The organism is Flavobacteriales bacterium, from assembly GCA_016713875.1.
Taxonomy (GTDB): domain Bacteria; phylum Bacteroidota; class Bacteroidia; order Flavobacteriales_F; family PHOS-HE28; genus PHOS-HE28.
Genome location: JADJOI010000002.1, coordinates 1 through 26,572, shown reverse-complemented (window position 1 = coordinate 26,572; position 26,572 = coordinate 1). Strand labels below are relative to the sequence as shown.

Sequence of the window (26,572 nt, the reverse complement as noted above, 5' to 3'; positions counted from 1 at the left end):
GTCGTAAGGGGAGGTCAAAACTAGACCAGCCACCATCCCCTGTCAAGTTTTGTCGAAGAAATCCTTTGATTCGTCGAAAGCAGTCGCTTCCAGGCAGCGTTGGATGTCGGAACGACGCTCATCCGATGAGCCCCGTTGCTTCCGCCAGCGGAGCGATGCGCCCGGTGCGCTGTCCGAGCATCCGCTGCCAGCCGGCCTTCATCGCGAGGACGAGGAACAGGGTGTTGGTCACCAGGTATCGTTTCCACAGGCGACCGGGCTCGAGCGCCAGCCTGTAGAGCCATTCGAGCGAGAGGTCGCGCATCCACTTCGGCGCCCGCGTGTCCACACCGGCATAGAGGAGGAACGCGCCTCCAAGCCCCAGCATCACCGCGTTCACCGAAGGGCGCATGGCGGCCATCCACCGTTCCTGCTTGGGACAGCCCAGCGATACCATCACGATGTGCGCCCCGCTGGCATTGATCCGGTCCGCATCGGCCTTCATCTCCGCATCGCTCAACGCCCGGAACGGCGGGGCGTGCATGCCGGCGATGCGCAAGGCGGGCAGTTCGCGCCCGGCCCGTTCGCGGATCCTCTTCAACACCTCTTCGCGCCCCCCATAAAGATAGACCGAGAGCCCTTGCTCCGCCGCCCTGTCCAGCAGGGCCGGCATCAGGTCGTTGCCCGCCACTCGGTCCTGCCGCTCACCGCCGATCCATTGCAGGCAGCGCAGCAGGGGCATGCCATCGGCCGTGGCCAGGTCGGCGCTGTTCACCACCGCCGCGAACGCGGGATCGCGGGCCGCCTCCACCGCCATGTGCGCGTTCACACAGCAGACATACGAAGAGCGATGCGCGGCACCGAGCGCCGCGATCATCCGCACATGGTCGTCGAAGCTCCCCAGGGTGATGCCCGCGCCGACCACCTCCCGCTTGGGCAGAGCGCCCGGACTGATCAGGAGCCGCTCAGCCATGGCCCACCACGTTGCGGACCGGATGCGCGATGCGCTCACTGCCGTCGTCGTACCACGCCACCATCGCCTTCACACCCTCCTCCACACTGAACGGCGCGGGGCCGAGCGCCTCGATCGTGCGGTCCATGGGCGTGATGTAGTCACTGGTCATCGACCGGAAGCGGCCGCTGGTGATCGGGAACGGCAACCCCACCCCCTTGAGCACGTCACCGGTGACCGCCAGGGTGCGCACGGCCCACGTGGGGATGTACCGCACGGGACGGCCGGTGAGCGCCTTGGACACCGCCTCCACCCACGTGCGCAGGTCGAAGGGCGGGTCGCCCACATAGAACACACGGCCGTTCATCCGTTCCGCCGGCAGCCGAAGGATGCGGTCGATCTGCCATACCACGTTGCCTACATAGCCGTACGACCGGATCACCTTGCGCCTTGAAGGATGGAAGTAGAGACCCTTCCGCATCACCTTGAACATCACATCGCGGTAGCGCAGGCTCCACGGGCCCCAGATGGTGGTGGGCCGGATGATGGTCCAGGTGCAGGACAGCCGCGCCTCGCGCGTGACCATCTCGGTGAGCCGCTTGGACTCACCATATAGAGTGTACGGCTTGAAATCCAGGTCGTCCTTGGGCTGGTGGCCCGCCTCGCAGACGAACTGCGTGCTGGTGACGATGATGCGCTCCACCGATGGGCAGGCCTTCACCGCGTTCAGCACGCGGCGGGTGCCTTCGTGGTTCTGCACGTAGGCGTTCAGGTCCCGTTGCTCATCGGTATCGGTGCGTGCCGCCAGATGGACCACGTGTGTGGGTCTGAACGTGGCCAGTGCATCGGCGAGCGCCTGTTCATCCATGATGTCGAGCTCCCGCCAGGTCGGCCGCTGCCCTGGGTCCAGTGGTGGGTTCCAGTCCACATTGAGCACCTCCTCCCCCGCATCGAGCAGGAGCTTCACGAGGTTGGTGCCGATGAAGCCGGACCCGCCGGTGACAAGGACTCGCATGGTCGTTCGCACTAGGGACGCAGGCTGAGGAAGGCCTCCTCCATGCGCCGATGGAACCGTTCTAACGTGAATCGCTGTTCAAAGATGCGCCGGCCCGCCTCGCCCATCGTACGACGCAGGTCCGGATCGGCCGACAGCCGGGCCACGCGGTCGGCCACTGCACCGGGGTCCTCCACCGGCACCAGGAAGCCGTTGACACCCTCCTCCACCACCGACGGGATGCCACGCCAGCGAGTGCTCACCACAGGCTTCGCGAACTGCATGGCCTCGGTGAGCACCAATCCGAAGCTCTCCGCCTCGAAGTGCGAGGGGAAACAGAAGATATCGCAACCGGCGAAGTGAGCGAGCTTCTCCGCATCACGCTTCACACCGAGGAACCGTACCCGGTCCGCAAGCCTGTGCAGTGCTACGAAGCGTTCGCATTGCTCCCGGAAGGTCGCATCACCCCACTTGCCCATCAGCTCCAACCGCGCGTTCACCCCCTGGCCACGGAGCAACCTGAAAGCCTCCAGCAGCACCGTCACTCCCTTGCTGGGGATCAGCACCCCGGTGAAGAGCACCACGAGCGGCTCGCCCGGTGCCGCCGTCCGCTCGGCCACCGTGCCGCGCCCGTCCGGCACACCATTGGGCACGACGATCGACCGCCGCGCGCCCAACGCCGCCCCGTCATCGGGGTTCTGCTCCGCCGTGCGGATGGCCAGGTCAGGACGTCCGTAGGCGATGCGGAACAAGGGGCGCAGTGCCCGGGGTAGTTGCGGGGCGAAACCGGATACCCCACTGGCGTGGAAGTGGAACACCGTGAGACGGAACATCCAACGCACAGCGCAAAGCAGGACCAGGTCGCGCAGGACGGGCACCTTGTTGGGTCCGCTGGGCGGATAGTACAGCGCCGGGGTGCGATGCACGATCCGGGCGCGCCACACGGCCAGCACGGTGGTGAAGAGCACCCACAGTTTGCGCGGCTGGAAACGGCCCACGCTTTCCATGTCCTCCGAGAAGGCCATGCGCACGTGATGGAGCACCACCCCCTCGTACCGCCCCTCAAGCATGGCCTGGATCATCACCGCCTGGCCTCCGAACGGTGGCGGGGTCTGGCCCACGACAAGCACATGCAGGGGTCGTCCGGTCATCGGCGGCCAAAGGTATCCGCCCCGGGCGGCCATCGTAAGGCGTTCATCGGCGCTGCATCGGGATCCGTCGAAAGAACCCAACCGGCGCCCCTTCCCCGGGGTTGAAGGGCACGAACGACCGATCATGCGCAACAGAACCCTACACCTCGTTCTCCCTGTGCTGCTGCTGCTGGCCCTCAAGCTTCCAGCGGCCACCTACCACGTATCGCCCGGTGGGAATGACACCAACAGCGGAACGAGCCCGGCCCAGGCCTGGCAGACCATCGCCCGCGTGAACCAGATCGCCGGCCAACTGCAGCCCGGCGACCAGGTGCTCTTCCAACGCGGGGGCGTGTTCCGGGGCAAACTGACGGTCTCGGCCAGCGGCACGGCCGGCAACCGCATCACCATCGGCGCCTATGGCACCGGGGCCGATCCCGTGATCAGCGGCAGCGTGCCGGTGACCGGGTGGACGGTGCACAGCGGCCAGATCTGGCGTGCACCCTTCAGCCAGGCCATGAAGCAGCTGTTCGTGAACGGAGCACTGCAGACCCTGGCACGCTACCCGAACAGTGGCTGGCTACGCAACGATCTGGGAACCGCCACCACCACGCAGGACGCCGCGCTCACCCAACCGGCCGGGTACTGGACCGGCGCCACGATGGTGATGCGCACCACCAACTGGAGCTACGACACCGCGCGCGTGACAGCGCACTCGGGGACCACGCTCACCCACACGAGCACGGGCAACAACATCGGCGACGACCACTGGGGGTATTTCCTGCGCAACAAGCTCAGCGAGCTCGATGCGCCCGGGGAATGGTTCCACGATGTGGTCAACGGACAGCTATACCTGTGGTGCCCCGGCAACGCCGACCCGAACACCCAGCTGGTGGAGGTGAGCGTCACCGACCATGGCATCTCCATAAGCTGGCAGCGCCACCACATCCTCGTGGAGCACATCGCCTTCCGCCACCAGACCGGCGCCAGCCTGCGCCTGAGCGGCACCACCCAGCTGGAGGCCGACCACTGCAGCTTCAGCGACACGTACCAGGCCATCCTGAGCACCGGCGGCGACCAGGACTTCCACCACCTGAACGTGCAGCGCACCTACGCCACCGGGGTGTACCTGATGGACGACAACAGCTCGGTGACGCAGTGCGTGTTCGAGGACGTGGCCCTGCAGCCCGGACTGGGCGAGAACAACTGGGGCTACTTCGGCCTGCGGCTCACGGGCCAGGGCATGGTAGTGACGGACAACCGCTTCGACAACATCGGCTACGTGGGCATGGTGGTGGAGCGCAACGCGCTGGTGGAACGCAACGTGGTGCGCCACGCCCTGGCGATCCTCAACGACGGCGGCGGCATCGCGTTCGACAACGCCGATGGGATGATCATCCGCGACAACATCGTGATGGACATCACCGGGAACCTCGAGAGCTCGGCCCCGAACTTCAGCAACTACGAGCCCATCTGCCATGGCATCTACTTCGGGAACATCAGCATCAAGAACACCCTGGTGCAGCACAACACCGTGGCCAACTGCCTCGGCAGCGGCATCCATGTGGACCACACCATGGTGAGCACGGGCAACCAGATCAAGGACAACATCCTGTTCAACAACACGGTGCAGCTGTCCATCTCCGACTTCAGCAACTCCAACGGCCCCGGTGCAACGGCACCCTACCACATGCCGGCCTTCAACGACGTGTACAGCGGTAACGTGATGTACGCGCTGGCCGAGGACCAGCTCTGCATGCGGCAGTACCACGTGTACTCGGCCAACTGGGTGGACTACGGCACCTTCAACAACAACTACTACTTCAACCCCTACAACGACCGCAGCATCCTGCAGTTCAACACCTTCGCCGGGGTGATGAAGTACTTCAGCCTGGAGCGCTGGCAGGCCGAGCGGGGCGAGGACGCGAACTCGCTGCGCAGCCCCAAGACGATGAGCGCCTTCGCGGTGGCCGATGTGCTGAGCGCGAACCTGGTGCCCAACGGCAACTTCGCCTACGACGTGAACGGATGGAGCGGCTGGCCCAGTCAGGGGCAGACCACGCACGACTATGGCCAGCTGGACAACGGCGCCCTCAAGGTGCACTTCGCGAACAACAACACCTACAACGAGTTCACCCTGAAGCACAACCAGCTCGCCAATGTGCAGAGCGGCCAGTGGTACCGGTTCCGCTTCAGCATCCAGAGCACCATGCAGGGCGAGGTGAAGGCCGGCTTCAAGGGGCTGACGCAGCAGACCGGGCCGCAGATGGTGGCGAGCCGCTTCATTCCCTTCAGCCCGGTGCGTCGCGACGTGACCATGTTCTTCCAAAGCGACCTCACCGACCAGGGCAACTGCACCTTCACCAACCACTACACCGAGAGCACCTACTGGCTGGACAATGTGGAGCTGCATCGTGTGGACGTGACGCCGCTGGACCCGCTGGACCGTCAGCAACTGTTGGTGAACGACCAGCCCACCGCGCAGACCTTCAGCCTCGACGGCTGCTGGAGCGATGTCCAGGGCAACCTGCACAGCGGTTCCATCACGGTGCAGGCCTATCGCTCGATCGTCCTAGTGCGCGAGGAGGACATCCTCTGCGGGTTGAGCACCGGGATCGCCCCGGATGAGCAGATGGGGGCCGATCGGCCGATGGCGTTCCCGAACCCCGTGGAGGCCGGTGGTCTGCTCCACCTCACCGGAACGGGCTCCGCCGACCTCCGGCTCATGGACCTGAGCGGCCGCATGGTCTGGCAGGACCGTGTGAACACCACCTCGCCCCTGCCCGTGCCCTCCACCGTGCGCCCAGGCACATACGTCCTGAGCGTGGACGACGGAAGCACCCGGACCGAACAGAAGCTCATGGTGCGCTAGCGCCATCAACGGCATCCCCGCCATACACCAAGCCCGGCCCCTGGTCCATTGCACCGGGGGTCGGGCGTTCAGGCGGGACGGCGGCGCTGCAGGATGCGCGCCGGATTGCCCACGGCGATGTGCCCGGCGGGGACGTCCTTCACCACCACGGCCCCGGCCCCGATCGCCGCATCATCACCCACGGTGATGGGTCCGATGATGACGGCGTTCGCACCGATGTCCACGCGGTCCCCGAAGCGCGGGCTGGCACTGTAGGTGCCGTCAGGGAGGCGCTTGTTGCCGATGGTCGTGCTGTTGCGCACCGTGCAACCCGCACCGAACACCGTGTGGTCGTTCACCACCAGCGCCTGGCCGTGATCGATGCGGAACCCCGGGCCGATGCGCGTCTTCCAGGGCAGCTCGATGCATAGCACCCACTCGACCAGGAGCCTGTAGAGCAGGAAGTACGGGAGGAACAGGAGGAAGGTGACCGTGCTCTGCCGCAGCAGGTGCGCCGTGCGGAACATCAGCATCACCAGTTGCCCTTTCGGATTACCCCGGTTGGCCGCCCGATCCTGGGCGATGTTCCACATGCTGGCCATGGCGTGCTCAACGACGCCCGCCAAGGTACTGGTTGAGCTTCAGCTTCAGCACTTGGGGGATGTACAGCGTGGTGCGCACCAGCTGGCCGGTGAACACGCCCAACGGGCCCATGCCCACCGAACGGCTCACGCGGGCGCCCTCATGAAGCACCTTCCGCAACGGGATCGTCATGCTGGCGCCGCCCGCAGTGAAGTGGGCCAGCACGCGGGGCAGATACACGAACTGCCGAGGGTCCTCCATCCACGCGCGCAGGGTCCATTGATGGTCACCGCTCACACGAAGCTCCGCATCGAAGGGCCGGCCCGCATAGTAGCTGCGCCGCACGAAGAAGGTGGGGTGGTTCAGCACCATCTCCCAGTGCTTCAGCAGGAATCCGTTCACGCGTGCATGCTTCACCTTGCTGGCCCCGCCCGGGTAGTGGATGAGGATGTCACCATGCACGATGTTGATGTCGTCACGGTCCTTCACGGCCGCCACCACCTGTTCCACCGCATCGGCGGCGTACCAGTCGTCCGCGTTGATCAGGCCCACCCAATCACCGGTGCACAGCGCCACGCCCTTGTTCATGGCATCGTAGATGCCACGGTCCTTCGCGCTCACCCAGTAGGCCAGCCGGTCCTCGTAGCGCCGCAACAGGTCGAGCGTCCCGTCCGTGCTTCCACCATCGACGATGATGTGTTCGATGGCCGGATGGCGCTGTTCAAGGACGCTCTGGATCGTGCGCTCCAGGGTGGCCGCTCCGTTGTACACCACCGTGACGATGCTCACAAGGGGTGTTCCAGGCCGGCCTACGGCCGCGCCCCGGACCCGGCGACCGCCTTCCAGGGGTGCGTTCAGTCCATCCATGCGCCTTCCAATGATCGTGTTCGGCGGGTGATCGCGTCGGGTCGGAGCGCCAGCGGTGCCATCATGCAGAACAGGATCGCATGTCCGATGTCCACGCCGTAGCAAAAGATGTCGATCTGCCAGATGAAGAGGATGTACACCAGCCCGGCGAAGATCGGTGCCTGGTCCGTGCGCAAGAGGTACTCACGGCGGTAGTGCTTGAAGCCCCTCCACAGGATGATGTACAGCAGCACCACACCGAAGACGCCCTGCGCCACCACCACTTCCGTGAAGGTGCTGTGGGAATGGAGGTTGTAGGCGTGCTTCTCGCCCCAGAGCCTGGCCACGAGATCGAGCAGATGCAGCTTGTAGTGCCCCTTGTATCCGTTGCCGAAGAGCAGGCCCGTGCGGTCGCTCCACGCCCATTCCGCCACCGCGTTCCAGATGTAGCTGCGCCCATTGAAGGTGGTCACGTCCTCCTTGCTCACCCGCTGCAGGATCGCCTGGAAGAAGGGCAGGCTGAGCACCTGGTACACCAGCAGGGAGAAGCTCAACAACAACGGCATCGTGAACAGGGAGATGGTGTACAGTCCCCGCGCCACCTTGATGGCCCGCGTAAGAAAGAGGATGGCGAGCAGCAGGAAGATCATCAGGGAGAGCCTGCTGTTGATGCTCACCATCATCGCCATGTTGAGCAGGATGGCGCCGATGACAAGCGCCACCGTCACCGGGCGACGGGACAGGTCGCGCAACTGGAACAGCATCATCAACGTGATCACCGAGAGCACGTGCGCGCCCGTGTAGATGCCGCGGATGAAGGGGAAGTTCGCTCGCCCCTCGAAGCTGTGGCCGAAGGAGCGGATACCGGCGGCGTATCCCAGGATGTTGATGAGAATGAGCAGGCCCAGCGAACGCAGCAGCAGCATCGAGAAGTCGAAGCCATCATCATCCCGATGGTAGAACTGCACCACCACCGCGGCGTGGAAGGGCACCGTGAAGAGCAGGATGGACAGGAGCACGTTGCCCGCGTTGAGCCCCGGTATGCCGCCCCGGAGACCGACCACCATGGACACGGCCAGGGTGACGATGTAGAGCAGGCACAGCCAGTAGGTGCCCGTCAGCATGTAGCGCACACGCTGTCTGTACACCGCATCGATCAGATAGAACACCACGATGGCCAGGAACGGCATGTTGGACACGATCAGGCCCTTGGACAGGCCCTGCTTCATGCCGATGTAACTGCCGAACCCGTAGACGGCGAAGCCGATCAGGAACAACAGGTCGACCAGGTCGCGTTTGCGGATCATCCGGCGTTGGCCTATCGCCCGCCTAACTTAGCCTTGATGGACGAGAGGGCCTTCAGCATGGTCCCATCGGGACCGCCGAGCAGGGCCTTCAACGACCGTTTGAACCGGTAGGACGGCGTGCTGCCGATGAAGCGCCGGAAGTACGCCGTGTCGCGCCGGGCGTCCAGCATCATGAACCGCGGATGCTGCAGCGGGAAGGCGATGTCGCGCGCGGTGTCCTTGTTCCGCGGGTCCGAAAGATCCACCGTGTGCGTACCGTCCGCACCGAACCCGATGTTGCGGATCAGGTTCACCGCCGGAAGGATGTTGAGGCCATGGTTCATCACCCGCGTGATGTCGAGCTGGTAGGACCACGAGTTCATCCGCCCGCAATGCACGTAGTCGAACATGCTGTGCACGTCCTCCTCCTCTCGGCGGTCCAGAAAGAAGGCCTTCAGCAACGGGCTTTGCTTCAAAGCCGGCCATGCCCCCATGTCCACGTCGTAGTGGGACCACGTGCGACGCCAGCTGGCCCAGCCCCAAGGGGCCCCGTATCCGTGCGCACTGTAGTAGTAGGAGCCATCCGTGCCGCCCGGCCAGTCATCCATCAGGTTGTTGCCCATGATCACCCATACGCGCTCATCATGGCGGTAACGCTCCAGCAGCTCCTGGCAGAACCGGAAGAAGGTGGGCACCGGCAGGGTGTCGTCCTCCAGTACGATGCCCTCCGGCTCGTGCTCGAAGAACCAGGCGATCGCGCTGCTCACCCCTTTGCGCAGTCCCAGGTTGCGCTCGTTGAACCGTGTGTGCAGCTCGCAGGGCCAGTCCACTTCGCGGGCCAGCGCACGCACTTCCTCGCACCGCTCCGCCTCCTCAGCGTTCCGAGGCCCGTCACAGGCGAGGTACAGCTTCGTGGGGCGCGCCGCCCGGATGGCGTTGAACACCTGGCGCGTGGGCGCGATCCTGTTGAAGGCGATGAGCAGCACCGGCGCGGTGAGCGGCGGGGTCTGTTGCGGTTCGGGCATCGCGGTCAGTAGATGTTGATGCGGTTGTTGCGGTGGAAGACCCGGTGGTCCGCGAACATGGAGATCGCGTGACGCGCCACGGCGCCCGGTGACACGTGCTCGTCCACGAAGCGGTAGAGGAAGAGCTGCATCACGTCGCGTTGCCGCACCGCCACATCCTGAACGATGTTGCGGTAGCGGTCGTAGGGGAGCACCTCGATGCAGCCGCCGGCCAGCGCCGTTGGCAGCAGCATGTTCGATCCGTGGACGCCGATCACGAACTGGCTCGCCGCATAGGCCCGGCACCAGGCCAGCTCCACCTCCACGCTCATCCGGCGGGTGCGCAGGTCATTCACCCCGTCGCGTTCGGCACCGGCATCCCCAAGGCCCACGAAAGTGGCCTGGGCATCCGGATAGCGCCTGCGGATGCGGCGCAGGGTGGCGCGCGCGAGACGTTCCTGGTCCGCGATGAAGACCGTTCCGAAGATGGCGTGCAGGCCCAGACGACGGAACACCCGGTCCGCGAAGCGCATCATCCGCGACCGATACCAGAGCCGGTCATCTCGCAGAACGAAGGTGATGTGTCGCGGCGCCGTGTCGAACCGTTCCAGGTCGAAGGGTTCCACACCACAGAAACGACGGATGTCGATCGTGCTCTTATCCGGATGGGCATAGCCCTTGCCGAAGTAGACCTCCTCGTACTCGCCCAGGCGCTCCTGCACGAACCGGTCGATGGATGGGTACCAGCCATGGGCCTCGCCCAGCCGAAGGTCCACCTCCCACACCTCCGCGGTGCCCTCGGGCACCATCCACGCGAAGCTCTTCGGCAGGATCAGCACCAGACCGAGGTCCTTGTGCGCGTCCAGGTAGTACTGCGCGTTCCAGAGCTTCAGCAGCACGTGGCCGTACAGGAAATCCAAGGTGTTCAGGATCACCACACGCTTGGCGGGACGAAGCACCCGGCGTTCGACCCGCACCTCCCGGGCCGAGGGGTTCCTGAAGCCCTCCAGCAGTGGGCCCCATACCCAGCCCTCGGCATTCCTGCTGTCGTGGAGCGTTCCGTCCTCCCGTCCGATGGCCACGTCGTGGTCCACCGCGAAGCCCACGGGCAGGTCGTGGAGGAAGGCGTAGCCACAGGCCTTGCAGCGGTAGTCGCCAAGGACATGGACGCCGGGGACGACCACGCCCAGCGCATCGGGAGCCCCAGACCCACAGCGTGGGCAGGAGCGCTCGGCGAAGAGCGTTGGGCGTACGGGTACGAGATGCCGGTCCATGGGCTCAGGTGGCGCGGTGGAACCGCCAGAACGTGGCCATGCCGTGCACCATCCAGCGGAAGTTCACCCGGGTGCGGGTGAACAGCAGGTCCATCAGGAAGATGCTGACGAGGAACGAACCGATCGTGGCCCAGATCGCGCCGATGGACTTGAACGGGGGGATCAGGAAATAGTTGATGGCGATGTTGAGGCCGGCGCCCACCACCGCCGTGAGCAGCGAGTAGCGGAACAACCCCTCGTTGGTGATGAAGCTCGCCTTCGCCACGCCCATGTTGGTGAAGAACAGCCGGATGGCGAAGAGCGACAACAGGGCGCCAGCCGGTTCGAAGGCCTCCCCGTACAGCCACACGATCAGCGGCTTGGCCAGGAAGTACAGGGGCACGGAGGTCACCAGGAACATCAGGAACATCAGTCGGTACTGGTTCAGCAGGCGGTCCGCGTAGAGGGCGGGATCCTGCACTTTCGCCCGGGTGATGGCGGGCGCCAGGCTTTTCTGGACGATCACCGGCAGGAAGCCCATGGCCTCGATCATCTTCAGCGCCACGGAGTATTGGCCCACCTCGGCGTAGGCGGCCTCCTGCCCCATGGTGGAGGCGAGCATGTCACCGATCATCACCTGGTCGATCTTGGCCTGGATGTACAGCGCCACCCCGTACACCAGCATGGGCCAGCTCTCGTTCACCAGATACCTCAAGGTGGAGCGGGAAACGGTCCAGGTCCTCCAGCTCGCTCCGTCGCGTGCCAGGGCCAGGGAATACCCCGCGGCCAGCACGAACGTCTCCAGCACGTAGACCCACGCGAACCAGATCAGCGGGGCCCGGAGGGCGATGAGGGCGAGCTTGAACGCGGCGCTGATCAGCACCTGCGCGAACTGCACCCTGACGGAGCTCTTGGCGTCCACCCGGGCCATGAAGAGGTGTTCGATCACGCTGAAGGGACGGAACAGTTCGGCCCCGGCGATGACCACCACGAGCGTCGCCGTCAGGCCGTCCATCCCCTTGATGAAGGTGGCGGCCAACACCACCACGAGCAGCAGCACGGAGCCCACCAGTTTGATGAAGGCCGCCGTACCCAGCAGCTCGTCGCGCCGTTCCGGACGCTGCACCAGGTCGCGCACGATGATCTGGTCCACACCCATGGCGCTGAGCGCGAAGAACATGCCCACGAAGCCCGTGGCGTAGTTCAACTGACCGAAGAGCGCATCGCCCAGGTAGCGAGCGACGTAGATGCCGGTGACCAGCACCACCACGAGGCGCACCACCTGCTCTCCGAAAAGCCAGGAGGTGTTGCCCAGGTACTTTCTGAACCCTTCGGTGCGCAGCATGCGTCCGGCGGGCCTATTTGGTGTAGTAGCCGTAGCCGTCACCGTAGCCCTCGCCGGCCTTCACATCGTTGAGCAACAGGTCGATCCGGCCCACCTTCTTCTCCACGTACATCTCATTGATGATCCGGAGCGCCTTGCGGTGGGTGCGGTTCTGTCGCACCACGTACAGGGTGACGTCGATGTGGCGGGCCAGGATCACATACTCGCTCACCAGCCCCATCGGCGAGGCGTCAACGATGATCTGATCGTAGCGGCCGCGCAAGTGCTGGAAGAGCTCGGCCATGCGCGGCAACTCCACCAGTTCGAGCGGATTGGGCGGGACGGGGCCGGCGGTGATCACGTCGAGCCCTTCGACGTCGCTTCGGCGGATGATGTCGCTGAGCTGGCACTCGCCGATCAGGTAGTTGCTCAAACCCTGTCCGGCTTTCAGTTCCAAGGTCTCCTCCAGGCGGGGCCGGCGCATGTCGGCGTCGATGATCAGCGTGCGTTGACCGCTCATGGCCATCACGCTCGCGAGGTTCACCGCACAGAACGTCTTGCCCTCACCGCTCGTGCTGGATGTGAAACCGATCACCTGCCGGGCCGCGTTGGCGTTGAGGTACTGCAGGTTGATACGGGCCGTACGGAACGACTCGGCCAGCAGCGACTTGGGCTCGTTGGGCAGCACCCGTTTGCGCTTGCCGCCCGGTATGGTGGCCAGCACAGGTATCGGGCTCACGCGCTTCAGCTCGTCCAGATGCTCGATGCGGTCGTTGAGGAAGTCGCGGATGAGGATGAACCCGAGCGGAAGGAGCAGACCTAGAAGCATGGCCCCGCCGAGCACGGTCTTCTTGTCCGGGGCCACGGGGCCGAAACCGCTCATGCGCGCATCGTCCACCACGCTCTTGTCCACCTGATCGCTCGCGATGGCGATGCCCGCCTCGGCGCGCTTCTCCATCAGGTAGTTGTACAGGTTGTCGCTCAGCTTGAACTTCCGCTCGATGTTCACCAGGCGGCGCTCGTTCTCGGGCAGCTGGTTGAACTGGTAGTTGATGGAGCCCAGGCGCCGGTTCAGTTCCGCGATGCTGATGTCGGCCTGGCTCACCAGACCCTCCGCGGTCTCGATGAGCGAGCTCTTGATGTTCTGGATCTTCCGCTCCATCGCGATGATGGTCGGGTTGCTGCGCACGGTGCTCAGGTTCTGGGCGGCCAGGTCGGCGTAGAGCTGGGTGAGCTGGATCACCAGGTTGTTGAGCACCGGATCGTCGATGCCCGAGCTGGAGGGGGCCGCCACGTTGCGGAAATCCTCCGCACTGCGCAGCTTGCTGAGGATGGTCTGGCAGTACTGCCGCTTCTGCATCACCGCGCTGCGCTCGTCCTCCAATCGTGAACGCTCCTGGAACAACGCATCGCTGGTGGTGCCGGCGCTCATCATGCCGCCGCTGCTGCCCCGGAAGCTCTCCATGCTGCTCTCCACCTGCCGCAGCGAGTCGCTCACCGTGCCGATCTGGTTGTCGATGAAGTTGATCGTCTTGAGACCCTTCTGCTGCTGCTTGTACAGCTCGCCCTCGATGTAGGTCTCCATCAGCTTGTTCAGGTAGTTCCGCTCCTTGCTCACCACCTCGCCCACCACGCTCAGCTGCACGATGTTGCTGTTGTCGCTCGCCGGCTCGGCGAACGTGATGCCCTTATACAGCTTGGTGAGGCCCTCCAGGCTGTTGATGTAGAAGTAGTAGTCGCTCTCGGTATCGTAGCGCCTGTCCTCGGGGAACTCGATATGGAAGCTGAGCTTGTCCCCGACGAACGGCTCACCCACCTTGGCCGTCTGGTCGATGTCCACTTGCTCCATGAACTCGCTCACCACCTCCTGGCGCTTCACGTTATAGAGGCGCACGTTCTTGCCCTCGGCCTTCACGCGATAGGTGCCGGCCGCCAGGTCCACCGACACGTGGATGGGCACGCCCGTGATCTGCAACGAGGCCGTGTCCAGCGTGATCTTGTAAGGTGGATAGTCGTAGCGCTCCTGTTTCAGGAAGCGCCGCTCCTCATAGAAGGAAATGCCGAAATCGAGGCGCTTGAGCGTCTTCTCCACGTTGGACCGGGACGTGAGTATCGCGATGTGGTCCTCGATGTCACCTCCACTGCGCAGGAAGGACATCCCCTTGAGGAACTCGTCCTGCCCGCCCCCGAAACTGTTGCGGCTCTTCTCCCCCATCAGCATGGTGGCGCTCACCAGGAACTGCTTCGGGGTGGTCTTCAGGTAGGCCACCGCTGCGGCCCCGGAAAGCGAGAGGGTGATGAGGAACAACCACCACTTGGCCACCAGCTTGCGGAAGATGGCCCTCAGGTCGATGGTGTCTCCCGTACCGGTCTGTGCGGCCATCAGTTGTTGTTCTGGTTGAGGATGAACACGTTGGCCACCAGGGCCAGGGCGCTGATCGCGCCGAAGAGCACCGACAGCAGCTCCAGGTTCATCCGGCCTGCGCGAGCCTTCAGCGTGGGCACGTACACCACATCGTTCGGCAGCAGGTAGTAGTACTCGCTGGCCAGCACCTCCGTGCCGGACAGGTCCACGTACAGGGCCTGGACGCCGCGGTCGCTCTGGCGCATGAGGGTCACCTTGCTCTTGTCACCATATTCGTTGGGGCCGCCGGCCATCGCCAGCGCGTCCAGGATGGTGATCTGGTTGTTGTAGATGAAGTACATGCCCGGGTTGCGCACATCGCCCAGCACGCTGATGCGGAAGCTCACCAGCTTGAGGATCACGGTGGCGTTGGTGAAGTACTCGTTGATCTTGCGCTGCACCAGGTCCTGCGCCTCGCCCATCGTGAGGCCCTGCACCTTGATGCGGCCCACCGTGGGCAACTGGACCTGTCCGTTCTTGTCCACGGAGAACCCGTTCACGTAAAGCGCCGCATCGTTCACGCCTTGGAATCCGTTCTGGCTTTCCACATTGAAGAAGCGGTGGGTGGCCTCGTCGAGCCCCAGTACACGGATGCTGAGCACATCGTTCACCTGGATCCGGTACTCGAACTTGCGGTTCTCGAACAGCTTGGCCGCACCCGGGGTCAGCGACCCGTCCTGCAAGTAGTTGATGTTGCGACGCCCACCGACGCAGCCCGTCAGCAGCACCAAGGCGGCCAGCAGCCCCCATCCCATCCCCTTGAACTCCTTCATGCGAGTGCGGTCCGCGGACCGCCCTCCGCAGGGACAACGATCCCCGCTCCGGAAGGCAAGTCCTTGACGGACAAGCGCCAAAGATACGTGCGCAACCGTGCCGAGGTTGCGCCCAGCGCGGTGCGGGAGCACCAGACGAGGACCTTGTCCACGTTCAACCGCGAAGGGACCGCCAGTGTGGATCCGTTTCCTGGAGGCTGGACGAGAAAACGCGCTAAGCCGAAGTAGCCCGTAGGAGGCCCCAGCGGTGATCCTCCGGTGGAGGACCACAAGCGTGGCGCCATTCCCCGGAGGGCGGAATGAGAAAACCCGCGCTAAGCCGAAGTAGCCCGTAGGAGGCGCCAGCGGTGATCCTCCGGTGGAGGATCGCAAGCGTGGCGCCATTCCCCCGGAGGGCGGAATGAGAAAACCCGCGCTAAGCCGAAGTAGCCCGTAGGAGGCCCCAGCGGTGATCCTCCGGTGGAGGATCGCAAGCGTGGCGCCATTCCCCGGAGGGCGGAATGAGAAAACCCGCGCTAAGCCGAAGTAGCCCGTAGGAGGCCCCAGCGGTGATCATCTCCGGTGGAGGACCACAAGCGTGGCGCCATTCCCCGGAGGGCGGAATGAGAAACCCGCGCTAAGCCGAAGTAGCCCGTAGGAGGCCCCAGCGGTGATCCTCCGGTGGAGGACCACAAGCGTGGCGCCATTCCCCGGAGGGCGGAATGAGAAAACCCGCGCTAAGCCGAAGTAGCCCGTAGGAGGCGCCAGCGGTGATCCTCCGGTGGAGGATCACAAGCGTGGCGCCATTCCCCGGAGGGCGGAATGAGAAAACCCGCGCTAAGCGCGGGTTTTCGAATGTAGCCCGTAGGGGACTAATTGAACCTTGCTGTCGAGGTTGTCTAGCCCTTGCGCCCAACCGCACGCCTACAGGCTGAACCCTTGCCAATTGAGGCAAGGCGAAACAAGGGGCAATAAGGCACGATAAAGGAAAACCGACAACGGAACCGACAACGGGACCGACAACCGCCCTATATTCGCATCACCAGTTATCGAACCCTTGAACGCACGCACATGGCACGGATCAACCTGAACCTGCGGGATCCCCGCAGCCGCGACGCATCGCCCATTAACATCGTCATCCGCTGGAACGGGCTACGCCTGGTCTATCCCAGCGGCGAACGCATCGCCCCCCGGCACTGGTCCACCAAGGCCCAACGTGCCAAGGCTAGCCTGACCACCTCCCCGGAATTCAACCGCAACCTGTCCGCCATCGTGGACAAGGTCGAAGGCGCCTACCTGCGGTTCCTGAACGACAACGACCAGCGCACCCCATCGGCCGGGGAACTACGGGACCGCCTAGACATCGCCCTAGGTCGCAAGGCGGGCGACGGGCCGCGCACCCTGTTCGCCTTCATCCGTGACTTCATCACCAAGGCACAGGACCGGGTGAACCCCGACACGGGTGCCAGCGCCTTGCTGCGACCACCCTGAAGAAATACACCTCGACCCTTCACCACCTAGAGGCGTTCGCCAAGGCCAAACGGCGCCGGGTTGACTTTGACACGGTGGACCTTGCCTGTTACGATGCGTTCAACGCCTACCTGACCAACGACCAAGGGCTAGCCTTGAACAGCGTCGGCAAGTACATCCAAACGTTGAAAACGTTCCTGCGGGCCGCTGCTGAACAGGGCATCGAAGTGAACCCCGCCTTCCGCAGCCGCAAGTTCCGCACCCGTCCGAACTGACCGACAAGGTCTACCTGACCGAACAGGAACTGAACGACATGTTCCACCTCGACCTGTCCGCGCATCCGCGCCTAGCGCGTGCGCGCGACCTGTTCCTAGTGGGCGCATGGACCGGGCTGCGGTTCGGTGACTTCACCACGATCCGCCCTGAACAGATCACCGGGGACCGCATCCGCGTCCGCACGGCGAAAACGGGCGCTGCGGTTGTCCTGCCCCTTCATCCTTGCGTTCGGGCCATCCTAGGCAAGTACCGCAACGCCTTGCCCCGCGCCATATCGAACCAAAAGATGAACGCCTACCTGCGGGAATTCGCCGCAATGGTCCCCAGCCTACAGGTCGAGGTGAGCGTATCTAGCACGGTCGCCGGTGCGTCGCTACGTGACCAAGGCGAAGGCCGAACTAGTGACCACGCACACGCGCGCCGGTCCTTCGCCACGAACTTCTACCTGAAGGGGGTGCCTACGCGCACGATCGTGGCCATCACCGGCCACCAAACGGAACAGGCGTTCCGCCTTTACATCCGCCTGAACGCAGACGAACACGCGGACATCCTACAGGCGTACATGGACAAGGCCGCACCGTTGGCAATCGTCGCCTAATTCATGCGGCCATGACCAACGAACAACTGACCGCGACGATTACCAATCTTGAACACGCACTGTTAGACGTGTGGGAATGGGAACGCCTGTACAATCTTGGCCGCCTTACGGCCGAAGTGCGTGGAGTAGAAGTCTCCGCCCATTGCGGCAAATGGACAAGGAACGCACAGCCTGTCTAGTGACCAGCTATACAAAGGCGCTGGACACATTGTGACCGACGGCTGCGGGACTTTGAACGCGGGCCTGTGGCCGATGCGCTGCTGGAACGCCTGCTGGAAAACGTTCTGTGGAAAACCGGGAAGGGGTCATTTGGAACCCTGCTAGAACAAATAGATCCGGGTGTGGTCTTTGACTGGAAACCCCTAATTGGCAACTGAAAGTTGGTGACCACGTCGAAGTCGATCCAACGGCGGGCGACTTTAGCGGCAACTGGTCGCACGTGGAAAAGGACCTTGCCTTTTACGGGTCAAAGGTTGCTGCTCACCATTAGGCACTACCTGACCGCAGAGGGGCAACGCGCCGCCACCGCACAACTGAACGCCTCCGATGGAATGAAACGGGCAGCACTACTAGGCTACCTGTTCAACGAACTAGAGAGGCTTAAATACATCACCCCGCCGCAACGTAAGGAGAACGGCGAATTGAAAACGAACTGGGCGGCGGTTGCACGCATCCCTTCACTCCGCGTTTGACATCGGCAAGGAAGGCAGAACCGGTGACCTTAGCAGCCTTGACACAGGTATTCAAAATTGGCGGGGCGGACTATAAGAAAGGGCCGCACCAATTCAAGATCTTACCGCGCACAGGCTAGCCATTCCTGCCTACGTAGGTTCCCCGTAGTAGCGCCCGCCTTTACCGCCCTGAACCTTTGTCGGCCATTAACGGCTAACAAATGGAACAGGTACTATTTACACAGGTCCCGATCGCTGACCTACAGGGCTACATCGCCCAAACGATCCAACGCGAACTATCGGCCATCCTGAAGGCGGACAACCCCGCACCGGATCCCGATGCACTGGTCACCCGTAAAGAGGCCGCGCGCTATCTAGGGCTATCGCTGCCCACGTTGCACGATTACACGCAACGCGGCATCCTGACCGCCTACAGGATAGGTTCGAGGGTGCGCTATCGTCGGGGGGAATTGTTCAACGCGCTCCTGAAGGTTCAGGCGGCAAAATACCAGCCCGCCTAATGGACGCACCAGTTACCGCCCGTCACCACCGCATCACCTTCGACCTCGACCACGATGCCGGTTGGTACATCCGAACGCCTGAACTGGTCCCCTTCGCCAAAGGTGCCGCACCGCCTGAAGGTTGAGCGTGCACAGGTCGAACGGTTCCGCGACCAGGTGCCGACGTTGTCATCACCGGCCCCATGCGCGCCAAACGGCGCACGTTCTATACCGGCCTGCGACCGCTACCTGTCGAGGGTTGGTATATCGGCAACGACGTGGAATTCCCGTGAAGGGCGACAGGGTCCTGTCGTTGGTCCTGTTCCAGTTCAACGCGGACAAGGACCACCTGACCGTGTACTATTTCCCCCGGTACTATCGCGCGGATCATTGCCGACCGTGAACGCTTCGCCGTCGCCTTCATCAACTGGCAGGAACGACAAGGGCCGCGTGACGGCCCCTGTCTACCAGTTATCGCCATGAACGCAGGCCGTAGCCCGTCATGATCGACTATGCGAAGATAGAACTACCTGCCGAGGTTGGGGCGCGGTTGCTGCGGCATCCGGCCCTAGCCTTCATCGGTAAGTTCGACCACGCTACGGGGCCGTCCTAGGTAGTGCGCCTTGCATCGCGGAACACGGGCCACTGGTGGCCATCGGGCGCACCAGCAACGCAGGCGACGCACGCAGGGCGCTACAGTTCATCGTGTCACCGCAGCGGGCGCACGCTGCACGGGTCGTTCCACAAGTACGCGCAAGGCGGGGAATTACGGGCCTTCACCTATCCGCAGTTCCTAGCCGTGGTCGCTGAACTGTGCGACACCTTCGACCTCGACCCCCCACACGTTGCGCCTGCTGCAATTGGAGGCGGGCGCCATGTGGAACCCCGCTGCGGCCCCGCGCACGCTACGCGCGATCGTATGCCACCGCGAAGGCCATCCGTTCACCCCTATGCGTTCCAGCAAGGGCCGGTCGTTGGGCATCGTCATGGAACGCGAACAGTACGCCGTGAAGGTGTACGACAAGGACGGCAATACGGGTTGCCCGGCGAGCTGCTGCGGTTCGAGGTGAAGTTCGGGAAGGCCGCACCGCTGAACCGGTGGGGCATCTTCACCGTGAACGACCTACTGAACTCCGACGCATGGCAGCGGCTACAGGCCCGCGTCATGGACATTACGGGAACTGTTCATCGCTGAACCTTCTATCGAACATCCCTAGCCTAACCACATCGCAGCGCACGTTCGTGGAACTTGCCCGCGCTCCGGGATACTGGCAGGACCTGACCAAGGGGCAAGGCACAAGGCGCGGGCGCGCTATGCCGACATCGTCGCCGGTATGCCGGTCGCGACCCAAAGGCGGTCCCTAGGGGCGTACCCCTGGTCGGCTCCTGAACGACCTGCTGAACATGCCATCACCGACAACGACAAGGGGTGACGTTTTCACCAATATCCCCGCAGGCCATCGGGACCCATCGAGGAACCTTTTCACACTTCAATTAAGGTGGGAAAACGTCCCCTGGACTACCTGCCAACGCAGGGGCGGGAACTACGCCTGTCGAGGTGACCATAACAGCGAAGGAACAACAGCGACCGGATGCCGCCCCGGACGGGGTGCGTCGGTGCCTGTCCTGCGGCCGTGACATCACCGACCAGCGTGCCGGTTCGAGGTTCTGTTCAGAGGCCCGACACGGCAGGGGACGGCAAACGGTGCCGCAACGCTGGCAGCAACCCCGAAACAACCGGCTGCGATGCTGGAACGCATCGAACGCGATCCCGCTGCTGTTCGATCACCTGCCGTTCGTCGCTAACCTTAGGGATCTAGTACGTTTTCGATGAAGACCACGAATCGGGTTCCGTCCCTGTCAGATAGCCCGTTTAGAGGCCGCTGGTCTGTTCGACGGTCGGGATTGTGAAGGCAGTATCGGCGACGGCGACGATCGCCCGCTGCTCATCTTCCGGGCGCAGGGCGCGGGGCATTAAGATCGGGGACATCCGTATCACATCGCCTTGTCCCGTCGAACCTTGGCGGGGCCACCTCCGCTACTTCACCTGCCCGTTCACGCATCGGCGGACGCGCACCTCTACAGGCCGCATCCGCGCCTATCGTATGGCCAATCGCACGGCGTTCCGCCCTGCCATCGGCTACGCGACGCAGCTAACGGGCCGACAGTATCCACCGCCGGTCGTTCGAGCTGGAGGAACAGGCGGACCAACTACGCGAACAGATCACCCCGATGGAGCATCGAGGCGAACCGACGCGCCGGGTGCGCCGGTTGCGGAGCGATGGATGAACGGGCCGCGCGGTATTGGCTACACGCGATCCATACCAACCGCGTGCTCCGGGCGGTCATGGCGTTCAAGGCCGCGACCAGCCCAAAGGACTAGGCTGCTTCCCTGACGTTGGATACCTTCGATGATTGCCACTACTGAACCGCCTGCTGAGGTTCCTTGCGCTGGTCGGTGAACTTCTGTTCACCCATCCATCGCGCTGATCAGGTGGTCTGGAAATGGCGTGACAAGTACCGAGACGAATGAAGATGAACCCCGCCATTCACATCGTCGGCTGCCTCTCGGCCGTCCTTGTTGCCACCAGAACAGCGGCACAGGATCCGAAACGTTACCTCTACGAAATTCCCCTCTGACATAGATAGTACGACGAAGAGGTGTACTTTGAAGAGGTCATCCAGTTCCGAACGCCACGAAGGACGAACTATATAATGCAGAGGGATGGGTTTTGCGGACATATAAAAGCGCTGAACACGTTTTGCAAGATGATGTGATCGACAATTACACTGGAAAAATCGGATGGAAAGGCGTTGGGCAGAATACCGATCAACTATATAGCAAATGGATAGAACTGAAAATCTACTATACGATAATTGTATATCTAGAAGATGGTCGATATAAAATACATGCTGACGAATTTTCCTTCGCGGTTACGGTGGTCCGAATAACCTAACACAACTTGATTATCCCTGTTGAACCATGTAAGGATTGTTGACGATTTTAGTATAAGAAGAATGGGGGCCAGTACCTCTACCGCCAATACAAAGAGGAAACAATAAGGAGGCTGTCGGCGTTCCACGAAGGAAGACCTCCGCAAGGCGATGTTGGCGCCAGAAAGTTCAACAGATGACTGGTGAAGACGCTAGTACCAGTTCAGCGGCGCCCTCGACATTGGACGGGCGCGGGCCTATCTGTGGACGCATGGCGAATACCTGACAGGGGCGATCGCGACGAACAAGCCGGAGCAACTTCTACAGCCACGTGCTAATTCGTGGAGGTTGAGCTATTCGACGAGGCGAGCGGGCATCGCGGCCGTCATCCCCTTTTCCACCACGGAAGCGACCGTTACGACCGCCTGCTGAGGTTCATCGACCTCGACCCACCGCGTACTATAAAGATGGGGCGGTTAGGCCCACGGAACCCCGGCAGGCGGATGCCCGCGACCGGCCGCTGGGCAAGGCCAGCCGGAGGGCGCATTCCCGTGGATATCCGACGTGGGGACAGGGGAGGTGGGTGCCGCAGGAGGTGGTAGCGGACCGGAAAAACCGACAACCTCCGCAACAACGCATGAAAAGACGAACCGCGGCTATCTCCTGTTATTCAGGTCGTTAACCGGGGTCCTTCAACAACCCGTAGGGGAATCGAACCCCTGTTTCATCCGTGAAAGGGACGCGTCCTAACCCCTAGACGAACGGGCCACGATGTCAACCTCCGGGCTGTGGTTTCGAAAGGGGCGGGCAAAGATAAGACACGCCCCGATCCGTGCAGGGTCGGCTAAGGTCGTCCACATCCGCCTGGAAGCGAGACCCAGTCGTTTACCGGTGGTGACTGCGGCCCGGCGTTGATCTCGATAACTCGCTGACGGTCACCTGGTTCACACCTGATCGTACGGCGGGGTCAGCAGGTCGAAGACCAGGCACGCAGATGATGGGTGGAGTAGATCGCCTGTTTCAACACTCCCGGTCCATCCTGTTTCCCGCCAGATCGTTGTCCGAGAAACCCAGCTGGCGTTTCCCTTACGAAGAAGTGGCCGTCCTTGTTGAGGAAGAGCCGGCTCACGAGGTAACCCAGTCCGCTCCCGGTTGCGCTAGAAGGAGTCGCTCGGGAAGTTGTACACGTTGGCGGCCCCAAGTAGCCCCGTTGCTCATCCTCCTCCAGGGTAGCTGGTCTTCCTGAGGCTGTGCCTCTGGTCCAGCCGGAACGCGTTGGTGTGCATGTGGAAGATCGCCGTATCGCCGGCCACCTTGAGCTCGCAGGTCATCTCCTCTTTTGTCCCGGTACTGAACGCTCATCCGTTTATCTCGCTGCGCTTATCTCGTGCTCGAGGGTCATCGGCCCTTCCTGTAAGCACCTCTTCCAGCTCGCGGAACAGGCCCGGATGCGGTGGTAGACATCCTGTTTCATGCCGCTCTTGTGGTGCAGCATGCGCAGGATCAATCTCGCGCGGGCCGGGGGTGGACGGCGCGGGGGCCGGGGTGGCTTTCTTTGGGCTCATCAGTAGGCGCGGGCAAAAACGACCCGGCGTGTGCTGGGCGCCCCGGTGTTCATGCAGGTGCCGGAGATGGTGTCACCGTCAAGAGGATGCAGCGGATGGTGGCCTTGGTCTCCTCCTTCACCCGTTCCTCGGTCTCGGCCGTGCCGTCCCAATGGAGCGAGGATAAAGCCGCCTTCTCAAGATCTTCACCTTGAACTCATCATGGGGTGTTTTTCCACCCCCGGGGTGTACCGCTCGCCATGGCGAGGGGCCTTCTGGTAGAGGTTGTCCTGGATGGCCTCCGGCAGATGCTCCACCTTCTCGGCGATGTCGGTGGCCTGCATCACCTGCTTTTCAAAGGTGTCCTGCGGGCCACCTCACCGAGGCTCCCCGTTCTCCGTGTCACGCGGGCCCCCGGCGACGCCCACCGGGTCCCTTCCCTTAGCTCTGTACTCAGCGAACTTCCAAGCGGGCTTCGTGGTGTCATCGTCGTCCAACTTCGGAAATGCCCTTGCAATTTCGCATCTCCCGCGATCGTCAGGGCCACGAACGTGCTGATCGCGCTCAACTGCTCGGCGTTCTTCGCGATCGGCACGATGACCACTTGGTTGGGCGCGGGCTTCGGAGGAAGCACCAGATCCATGGTCATCGCTGTGGGTCATGATCGATGCGCCCATCAACCGGGTGCTCACGCCTCAGCTGTTATCCCACACATGCTCTGGGCGGTTCTCCTTGTTGGTGAACCCATCGTCCGAAAAACCTTGGCGAAGTTCTGGCCGAGGAAGTGCGAGGTACCCGCTGCAGCGCCTTCCCATCACTGCATCGTGGCCTCAATGCAATGGGTCTCCTCCGCGCCGGCGAGGCGCTCACCGGGAGTCGCTGATGCCCTTGATGGCGACATCAAGTCAGCCACTCCTCGGCGAAGGCGCGTCACCTCAGCATGCGCTCGGTCTCCTCGATGGCCTCCTGTCTGGTGGCATGGGCGGTGTGGCCCTCCTGCCGGAGGACTCGGCCGTGCGCAGGAACAGGCGCGTCCACATATCTCCCAGCGGGACCGCGTTGGCCCATTGGTTGATCGGCAAGGGACGGTCCTGGTGCTCTTGTTGCGGCCGCGTGGTAGGTGTTCAGATGATGGTCTCGCTGGTGGGGCGCGATGAGCTCCTCCTCCAGTTCTCGCTTCGGGGATCCCGCCACCTCACGTGAACGGGATCGCTCTTCAATGCGATAGTGGGTGACCACGGCACTCTCCTTGGCGAAGCCTCCACGTGTGCTGGCCTCCATCCTTGGGTAGCTCTTGGGGATGAAGAGAGAGTAGGCGGTGACGACCCCGGGTCTCCTTGAACATGCGCCATCAGGCCCCGCTGCATCTTCTCCCAGATGGCATAGCCGTGCGGCTTGGTCGCCACCATCCACTTACCTCGCTGTTCACTAGCCGTGTCGGCCTTCAGCACCGGGTCGTTTTTACCATTGTGCGTGGTCGGTCGCACGCTTTGTCAGGATGTCCGCCATGAGGCAGCCGGGTAGTGTATTTTTGATGCAGACGAAGCGGCCAAAAGTACACTACGCAACCGCCCCTGTCGGGCGTTATCCTGCACCATGGACCGACCCTTCAGCCCCTCCCACATTGCAACGACCCTGCTGATCGCTCTTCTGCTGCAGGCCTGCCACGCGCAACAAGAACTACGGCCACGCACGCTGGCGTATGACCGACCCGCGGACGCACCTGTGGCGGTGGCCGCGGCGGTGGAGGAACCCGCGCCCACTGCCGTCGCGGAGCGCCGAAAGAGCGCGGAAGCGGACTATTACAACGCCGCCGAAAGCCAGCGCTACACCGATCCGCAGCTACTACGACGTGACCTACAACGACCCGTATTACCAACTGCGGGCGCTTCGGCTTCAACGGCATGGAGCGCGGGCGTGGGATCACAGGAGGCGATGGCTGGGGCATGGGCACCGGATGGGGGCTCCGGTTGAACGACTGAACACAGCTAGCAGAGCCGCTATAGAAACTCCAAGGACAGGAACAATGGCTGGGGGTTGGAACAGCGGTTGGGGATCGTGCTGGTCCTGTTCCCCATGCGGCAGTGGAACAGTGGCTGGGCAGCCCCTATTATGAATGCGGGGGCAATTGCTGGGGTTGCTACCAACCGATGATCGTCTGGGATGGTACCAGCAGTACCGCAGTGTGGTGGCCCATCGCGGCAACGCATGGGAGGTGGCGGCCGGTCGGCAGTAGCGACCGCGGCCCCGATATACAACCCGTGGACCTGCGTGGACAACCTGAACAGCGGCGCCGCATCTTGCACCGCCCGGTGCGAATCGTGCGGGAGGGACCAGCGCACGCCCCAGGCCCGCCCCGGTCCCATGGACGGGCCCTCCCGCACCGACCCGGCGCAACGGCGGACGCGTGGGAGCCCGGGCTGACGTCCGTCGCGCCCGACCATCGACCCGGCAGCCCTCGCGGGGATGGACCGTGGAACCCGCGGCGGGGTGGCTTCTCCTCACCCGCACCGTCCCGCTCAGGCGGTGGACGCCGCTGAGCCATGATGCCGCATCATCGCACGCGGACCCGGTCCCGCAACGGTTCTTCCTTGCCTTGCTGGGCCGTTCCTGTTAATCACCCTCCCGGCACCGAACGGGGATGACGCGCTGCGCATCGTGTCCCATGCGCCCTGAAGGCGGCCCCGCAGCCTCGGCCTGGGCGGGGCCTTCGGTGCGCTGAGCTTCGATCCGGGCCCTGTGGTCCAACCCGGCGGACATGGCGCTATTCACCACCAGCGAGTTCTCGGCCACCCGGCCCTGGGGTGAACGATGCCCGGGAAGTAACCTGGGCTCCGGCACCTCCACACCGACCAGCGCGTGCACTAAGCAACCTGGCCATGGCCCTACGCCACCAAGGACGAGCCGCTGGAAGGCCCGCAGCTTCGGCGTGGTGTTTGACCGCACGGCCAGCCACCACTGGAGCGCGTGGCGGCACGGCGAGAACTGTTATCCTCCACCCTCCTCCAGCAGTTCGTGAACGAGGCCAACGGCACGCGGTTTCGGCGCGCTTTCCGGCGACTACCCGTTCACGGCGGACCTGGCGTAGCAGACCTTCGCCTATCGGCACCCTCGCGGGCGACCCGGCGGCTTCTCAGATCTCGGCGGAGGTTCGAACCTGAACCCCCCGCCAGGATCACGCCATCAGCACGGCAGGCGCCAACAGCAATGCCTCCTTCTACT

Annotated in this window: 19 protein-coding genes, 1 tRNA gene and 2 pseudogenes; 9 read left to right on the top strand and 13 right to left on the bottom strand. The window is 63.3% G+C overall.

Annotated features, from left to right (window positions below):
* Nucleotides 1-118 precede the first annotated feature (118 nt).
* From IPJ87_00220 to IPJ87_00210, 3 genes are read right to left on the bottom strand one after another with little or no spacing between them, the layout of a single operon-like run.
* Nucleotides 119-952 (bottom strand): WecB/TagA/CpsF family glycosyltransferase, encoded by an 834-nt coding sequence (locus tag IPJ87_00220; protein MBK7940299.1) that lies wholly within the window; start codon nucleotides 950-952, stop codon nucleotides 119-121.
* On the bottom strand, nucleotides 945-1,946 hold the full coding sequence (locus IPJ87_00215) for an NAD(P)-dependent oxidoreductase (protein MBK7940298.1): 1,002 nt from the start codon (nucleotides 1,944-1,946) through the stop codon (nucleotides 945-947). Before IPJ87_00215 ends, IPJ87_00220 begins: the two co-directional genes overlap by 8 nt.
* An 11-nt stretch (nucleotides 1,947-1,957) precedes the next feature.
* A complete protein-coding gene (locus tag IPJ87_00210; GenBank protein MBK7940297.1) occupies nucleotides 1,958-3,076 on the bottom strand; it encodes a glycosyltransferase family 4 protein in 1,119 nt (372 codons plus the stop codon).
* A 124-nt stretch (nucleotides 3,077-3,200) separates the two neighbouring features.
* Between IPJ87_00210 and IPJ87_00205 the strand changes: the two genes are divergently transcribed.
* Complete coding sequence (locus IPJ87_00205) at nucleotides 3,201-5,927, top strand: right-handed parallel beta-helix repeat-containing protein (protein MBK7940296.1); 2,727 nt, start codon at nucleotides 3,201-3,203, stop codon at nucleotides 5,925-5,927.
* Between the two features lie 68 nt (nucleotides 5,928-5,995).
* Here the strand turns inward: IPJ87_00205 and IPJ87_00200 are convergent, their stop codons facing one another.
* From IPJ87_00200 to IPJ87_00165, 8 genes are read right to left on the bottom strand one after another with little or no spacing between them, the layout of a single operon-like run.
* A complete protein-coding gene (locus tag IPJ87_00200; protein ID MBK7940295.1) occupies nucleotides 5,996-6,508 on the bottom strand; it encodes a serine acetyltransferase in 513 nt (170 codons plus the stop codon).
* Nucleotides 6,509-6,515: 7 nt separating this feature from the next.
* The gene (locus IPJ87_00195) at nucleotides 6,516-7,355 is read right to left on the bottom strand and encodes a glycosyltransferase (protein ID MBK7940294.1); all 840 of its coding nucleotides are present in this window, start codon (nucleotides 7,353-7,355) and stop codon (nucleotides 6,516-6,518) included.
* Entirely contained in the window at nucleotides 7,343-8,641 is a 1,299-nt protein-coding gene (locus IPJ87_00190) for a hypothetical protein (GenBank protein MBK7940293.1), read from the bottom strand. Before IPJ87_00190 ends, IPJ87_00195 begins: the two co-directional genes overlap by 13 nt.
* Before the next feature lie 11 nt (nucleotides 8,642-8,652).
* Complete coding sequence (locus IPJ87_00185) at nucleotides 8,653-9,645, bottom strand: nucleotide-diphospho-sugar transferase (protein MBK7940292.1); 993 nt, start codon at nucleotides 9,643-9,645, stop codon at nucleotides 8,653-8,655.
* A gap of 5 nt (nucleotides 9,646-9,650) precedes the next feature.
* Nucleotides 9,651-10,898 (bottom strand): hypothetical protein, encoded by a 1,248-nt coding sequence (locus IPJ87_00180; GenBank protein MBK7940291.1) that lies wholly within the window; start codon nucleotides 10,896-10,898, stop codon nucleotides 9,651-9,653.
* A gap of 4 nt (nucleotides 10,899-10,902) precedes the next feature.
* Nucleotides 10,903-12,222, bottom strand: a complete 1,320-nt coding sequence (locus IPJ87_00175; GenBank protein MBK7940290.1) for a flippase — start codon at nucleotides 12,220-12,222, stop codon at nucleotides 10,903-10,905.
* A 13-nt stretch (nucleotides 12,223-12,235) separates the two neighbouring features.
* A complete protein-coding gene (locus IPJ87_00170; GenBank protein MBK7940289.1) occupies nucleotides 12,236-14,584 on the bottom strand; it encodes a polysaccharide biosynthesis tyrosine autokinase in 2,349 nt (782 codons plus the stop codon).
* Nucleotides 14,584-15,378: a polysaccharide export protein gene (locus IPJ87_00165; GenBank protein MBK7940288.1), complete on the bottom strand. Its 795-nt coding sequence runs from the start codon at nucleotides 15,376-15,378 to the stop codon at nucleotides 14,584-14,586. The genes IPJ87_00170 and IPJ87_00165 overlap by 1 nt, the downstream gene beginning before the upstream one ends.
* 1,050 nt (nucleotides 15,379-16,428) lie before the next feature.
* Between IPJ87_00165 and IPJ87_00160 the strand changes: the two genes are divergently transcribed.
* The 7 genes and pseudogenes from IPJ87_00160 to IPJ87_00130 all read left to right on the top strand — a co-directional run bounded on the left by IPJ87_00160 (nucleotide 16,429) and on the right by IPJ87_00130 (nucleotide 21,829).
* Nucleotides 16,429-16,848 carry a hypothetical protein gene (locus IPJ87_00160; GenBank protein ID MBK7940287.1) on the top strand — a complete coding sequence of 140 codons (420 nt, stop codon included), beginning with the start codon at nucleotides 16,429-16,431 and terminating at the stop codon, nucleotides 16,846-16,848.
* Nucleotides 16,845-17,102 carry a phage integrase SAM-like domain-containing protein gene (locus IPJ87_00155; GenBank protein ID MBK7940286.1) on the top strand — a complete coding sequence of 86 codons (258 nt, stop codon included), beginning with the start codon at nucleotides 16,845-16,847 and terminating at the stop codon, nucleotides 17,100-17,102. The genes IPJ87_00160 and IPJ87_00155 overlap by 4 nt, the downstream gene beginning before the upstream one ends.
* A gap of 38 nt (nucleotides 17,103-17,140) precedes the next feature.
* The gene (locus IPJ87_00150; protein MBK7940285.1) at nucleotides 17,141-17,701 is read left to right on the top strand and encodes an integrase catalytic domain-containing protein; all 561 of its coding nucleotides are present in this window, start codon (nucleotides 17,141-17,143) and stop codon (nucleotides 17,699-17,701) included.
* A gap of 383 nt (nucleotides 17,702-18,084) precedes the next feature.
* Complete coding sequence (locus IPJ87_00145) at nucleotides 18,085-18,393, top strand: hypothetical protein (GenBank protein ID MBK7940284.1); 309 nt, start codon at nucleotides 18,085-18,087, stop codon at nucleotides 18,391-18,393.
* 200 nt (nucleotides 18,394-18,593) lie between these two features.
* Nucleotides 18,594-18,893: a helix-turn-helix domain-containing protein gene (locus IPJ87_00140; protein MBK7940283.1), complete on the top strand. Its 300-nt coding sequence runs from the start codon at nucleotides 18,594-18,596 to the stop codon at nucleotides 18,891-18,893.
* 824 nt (nucleotides 18,894-19,717) lie between these two features.
* On the top strand, nucleotides 19,718-19,942 hold the full coding sequence (locus tag IPJ87_00135; protein MBK7940282.1) for a hypothetical protein: 225 nt from the start codon (nucleotides 19,718-19,720) through the stop codon (nucleotides 19,940-19,942).
* Between the two features lie 1,611 nt (nucleotides 19,943-21,553).
* Nucleotides 21,554-21,829: pseudogene (locus tag IPJ87_00130) on the top strand (DUF4468 domain-containing protein).
* Nucleotides 21,830-22,502: 673 nt separating this feature from the next.
* On the opposite strand, the gene IPJ87_00125 reads toward IPJ87_00130, so the two are convergent.
* Both IPJ87_00125 and IPJ87_00120 read right to left on the bottom strand, forming a co-directional pair.
* Nucleotides 22,503-22,574: transfer RNA gene (locus tag IPJ87_00125), tRNA-Glu, on the bottom strand.
* Nucleotides 22,575-23,370: 796 nt separating this feature from the next.
* A pseudogene (locus tag IPJ87_00120) lies at nucleotides 23,371-24,859 on the bottom strand (proline--tRNA ligase).
* Nucleotides 24,860-24,946: 87 nt separating this feature from the next.
* Between IPJ87_00120 and IPJ87_00115 the strand changes: the two are divergent.
* Nucleotides 24,947-25,324, top strand: a complete 378-nt coding sequence (locus IPJ87_00115) for a hypothetical protein (GenBank protein ID MBK7940281.1) — start codon at nucleotides 24,947-24,949, stop codon at nucleotides 25,322-25,324.
* The last annotated feature ends 1,248 nt before the right edge of the window (nucleotides 25,325-26,572 follow it).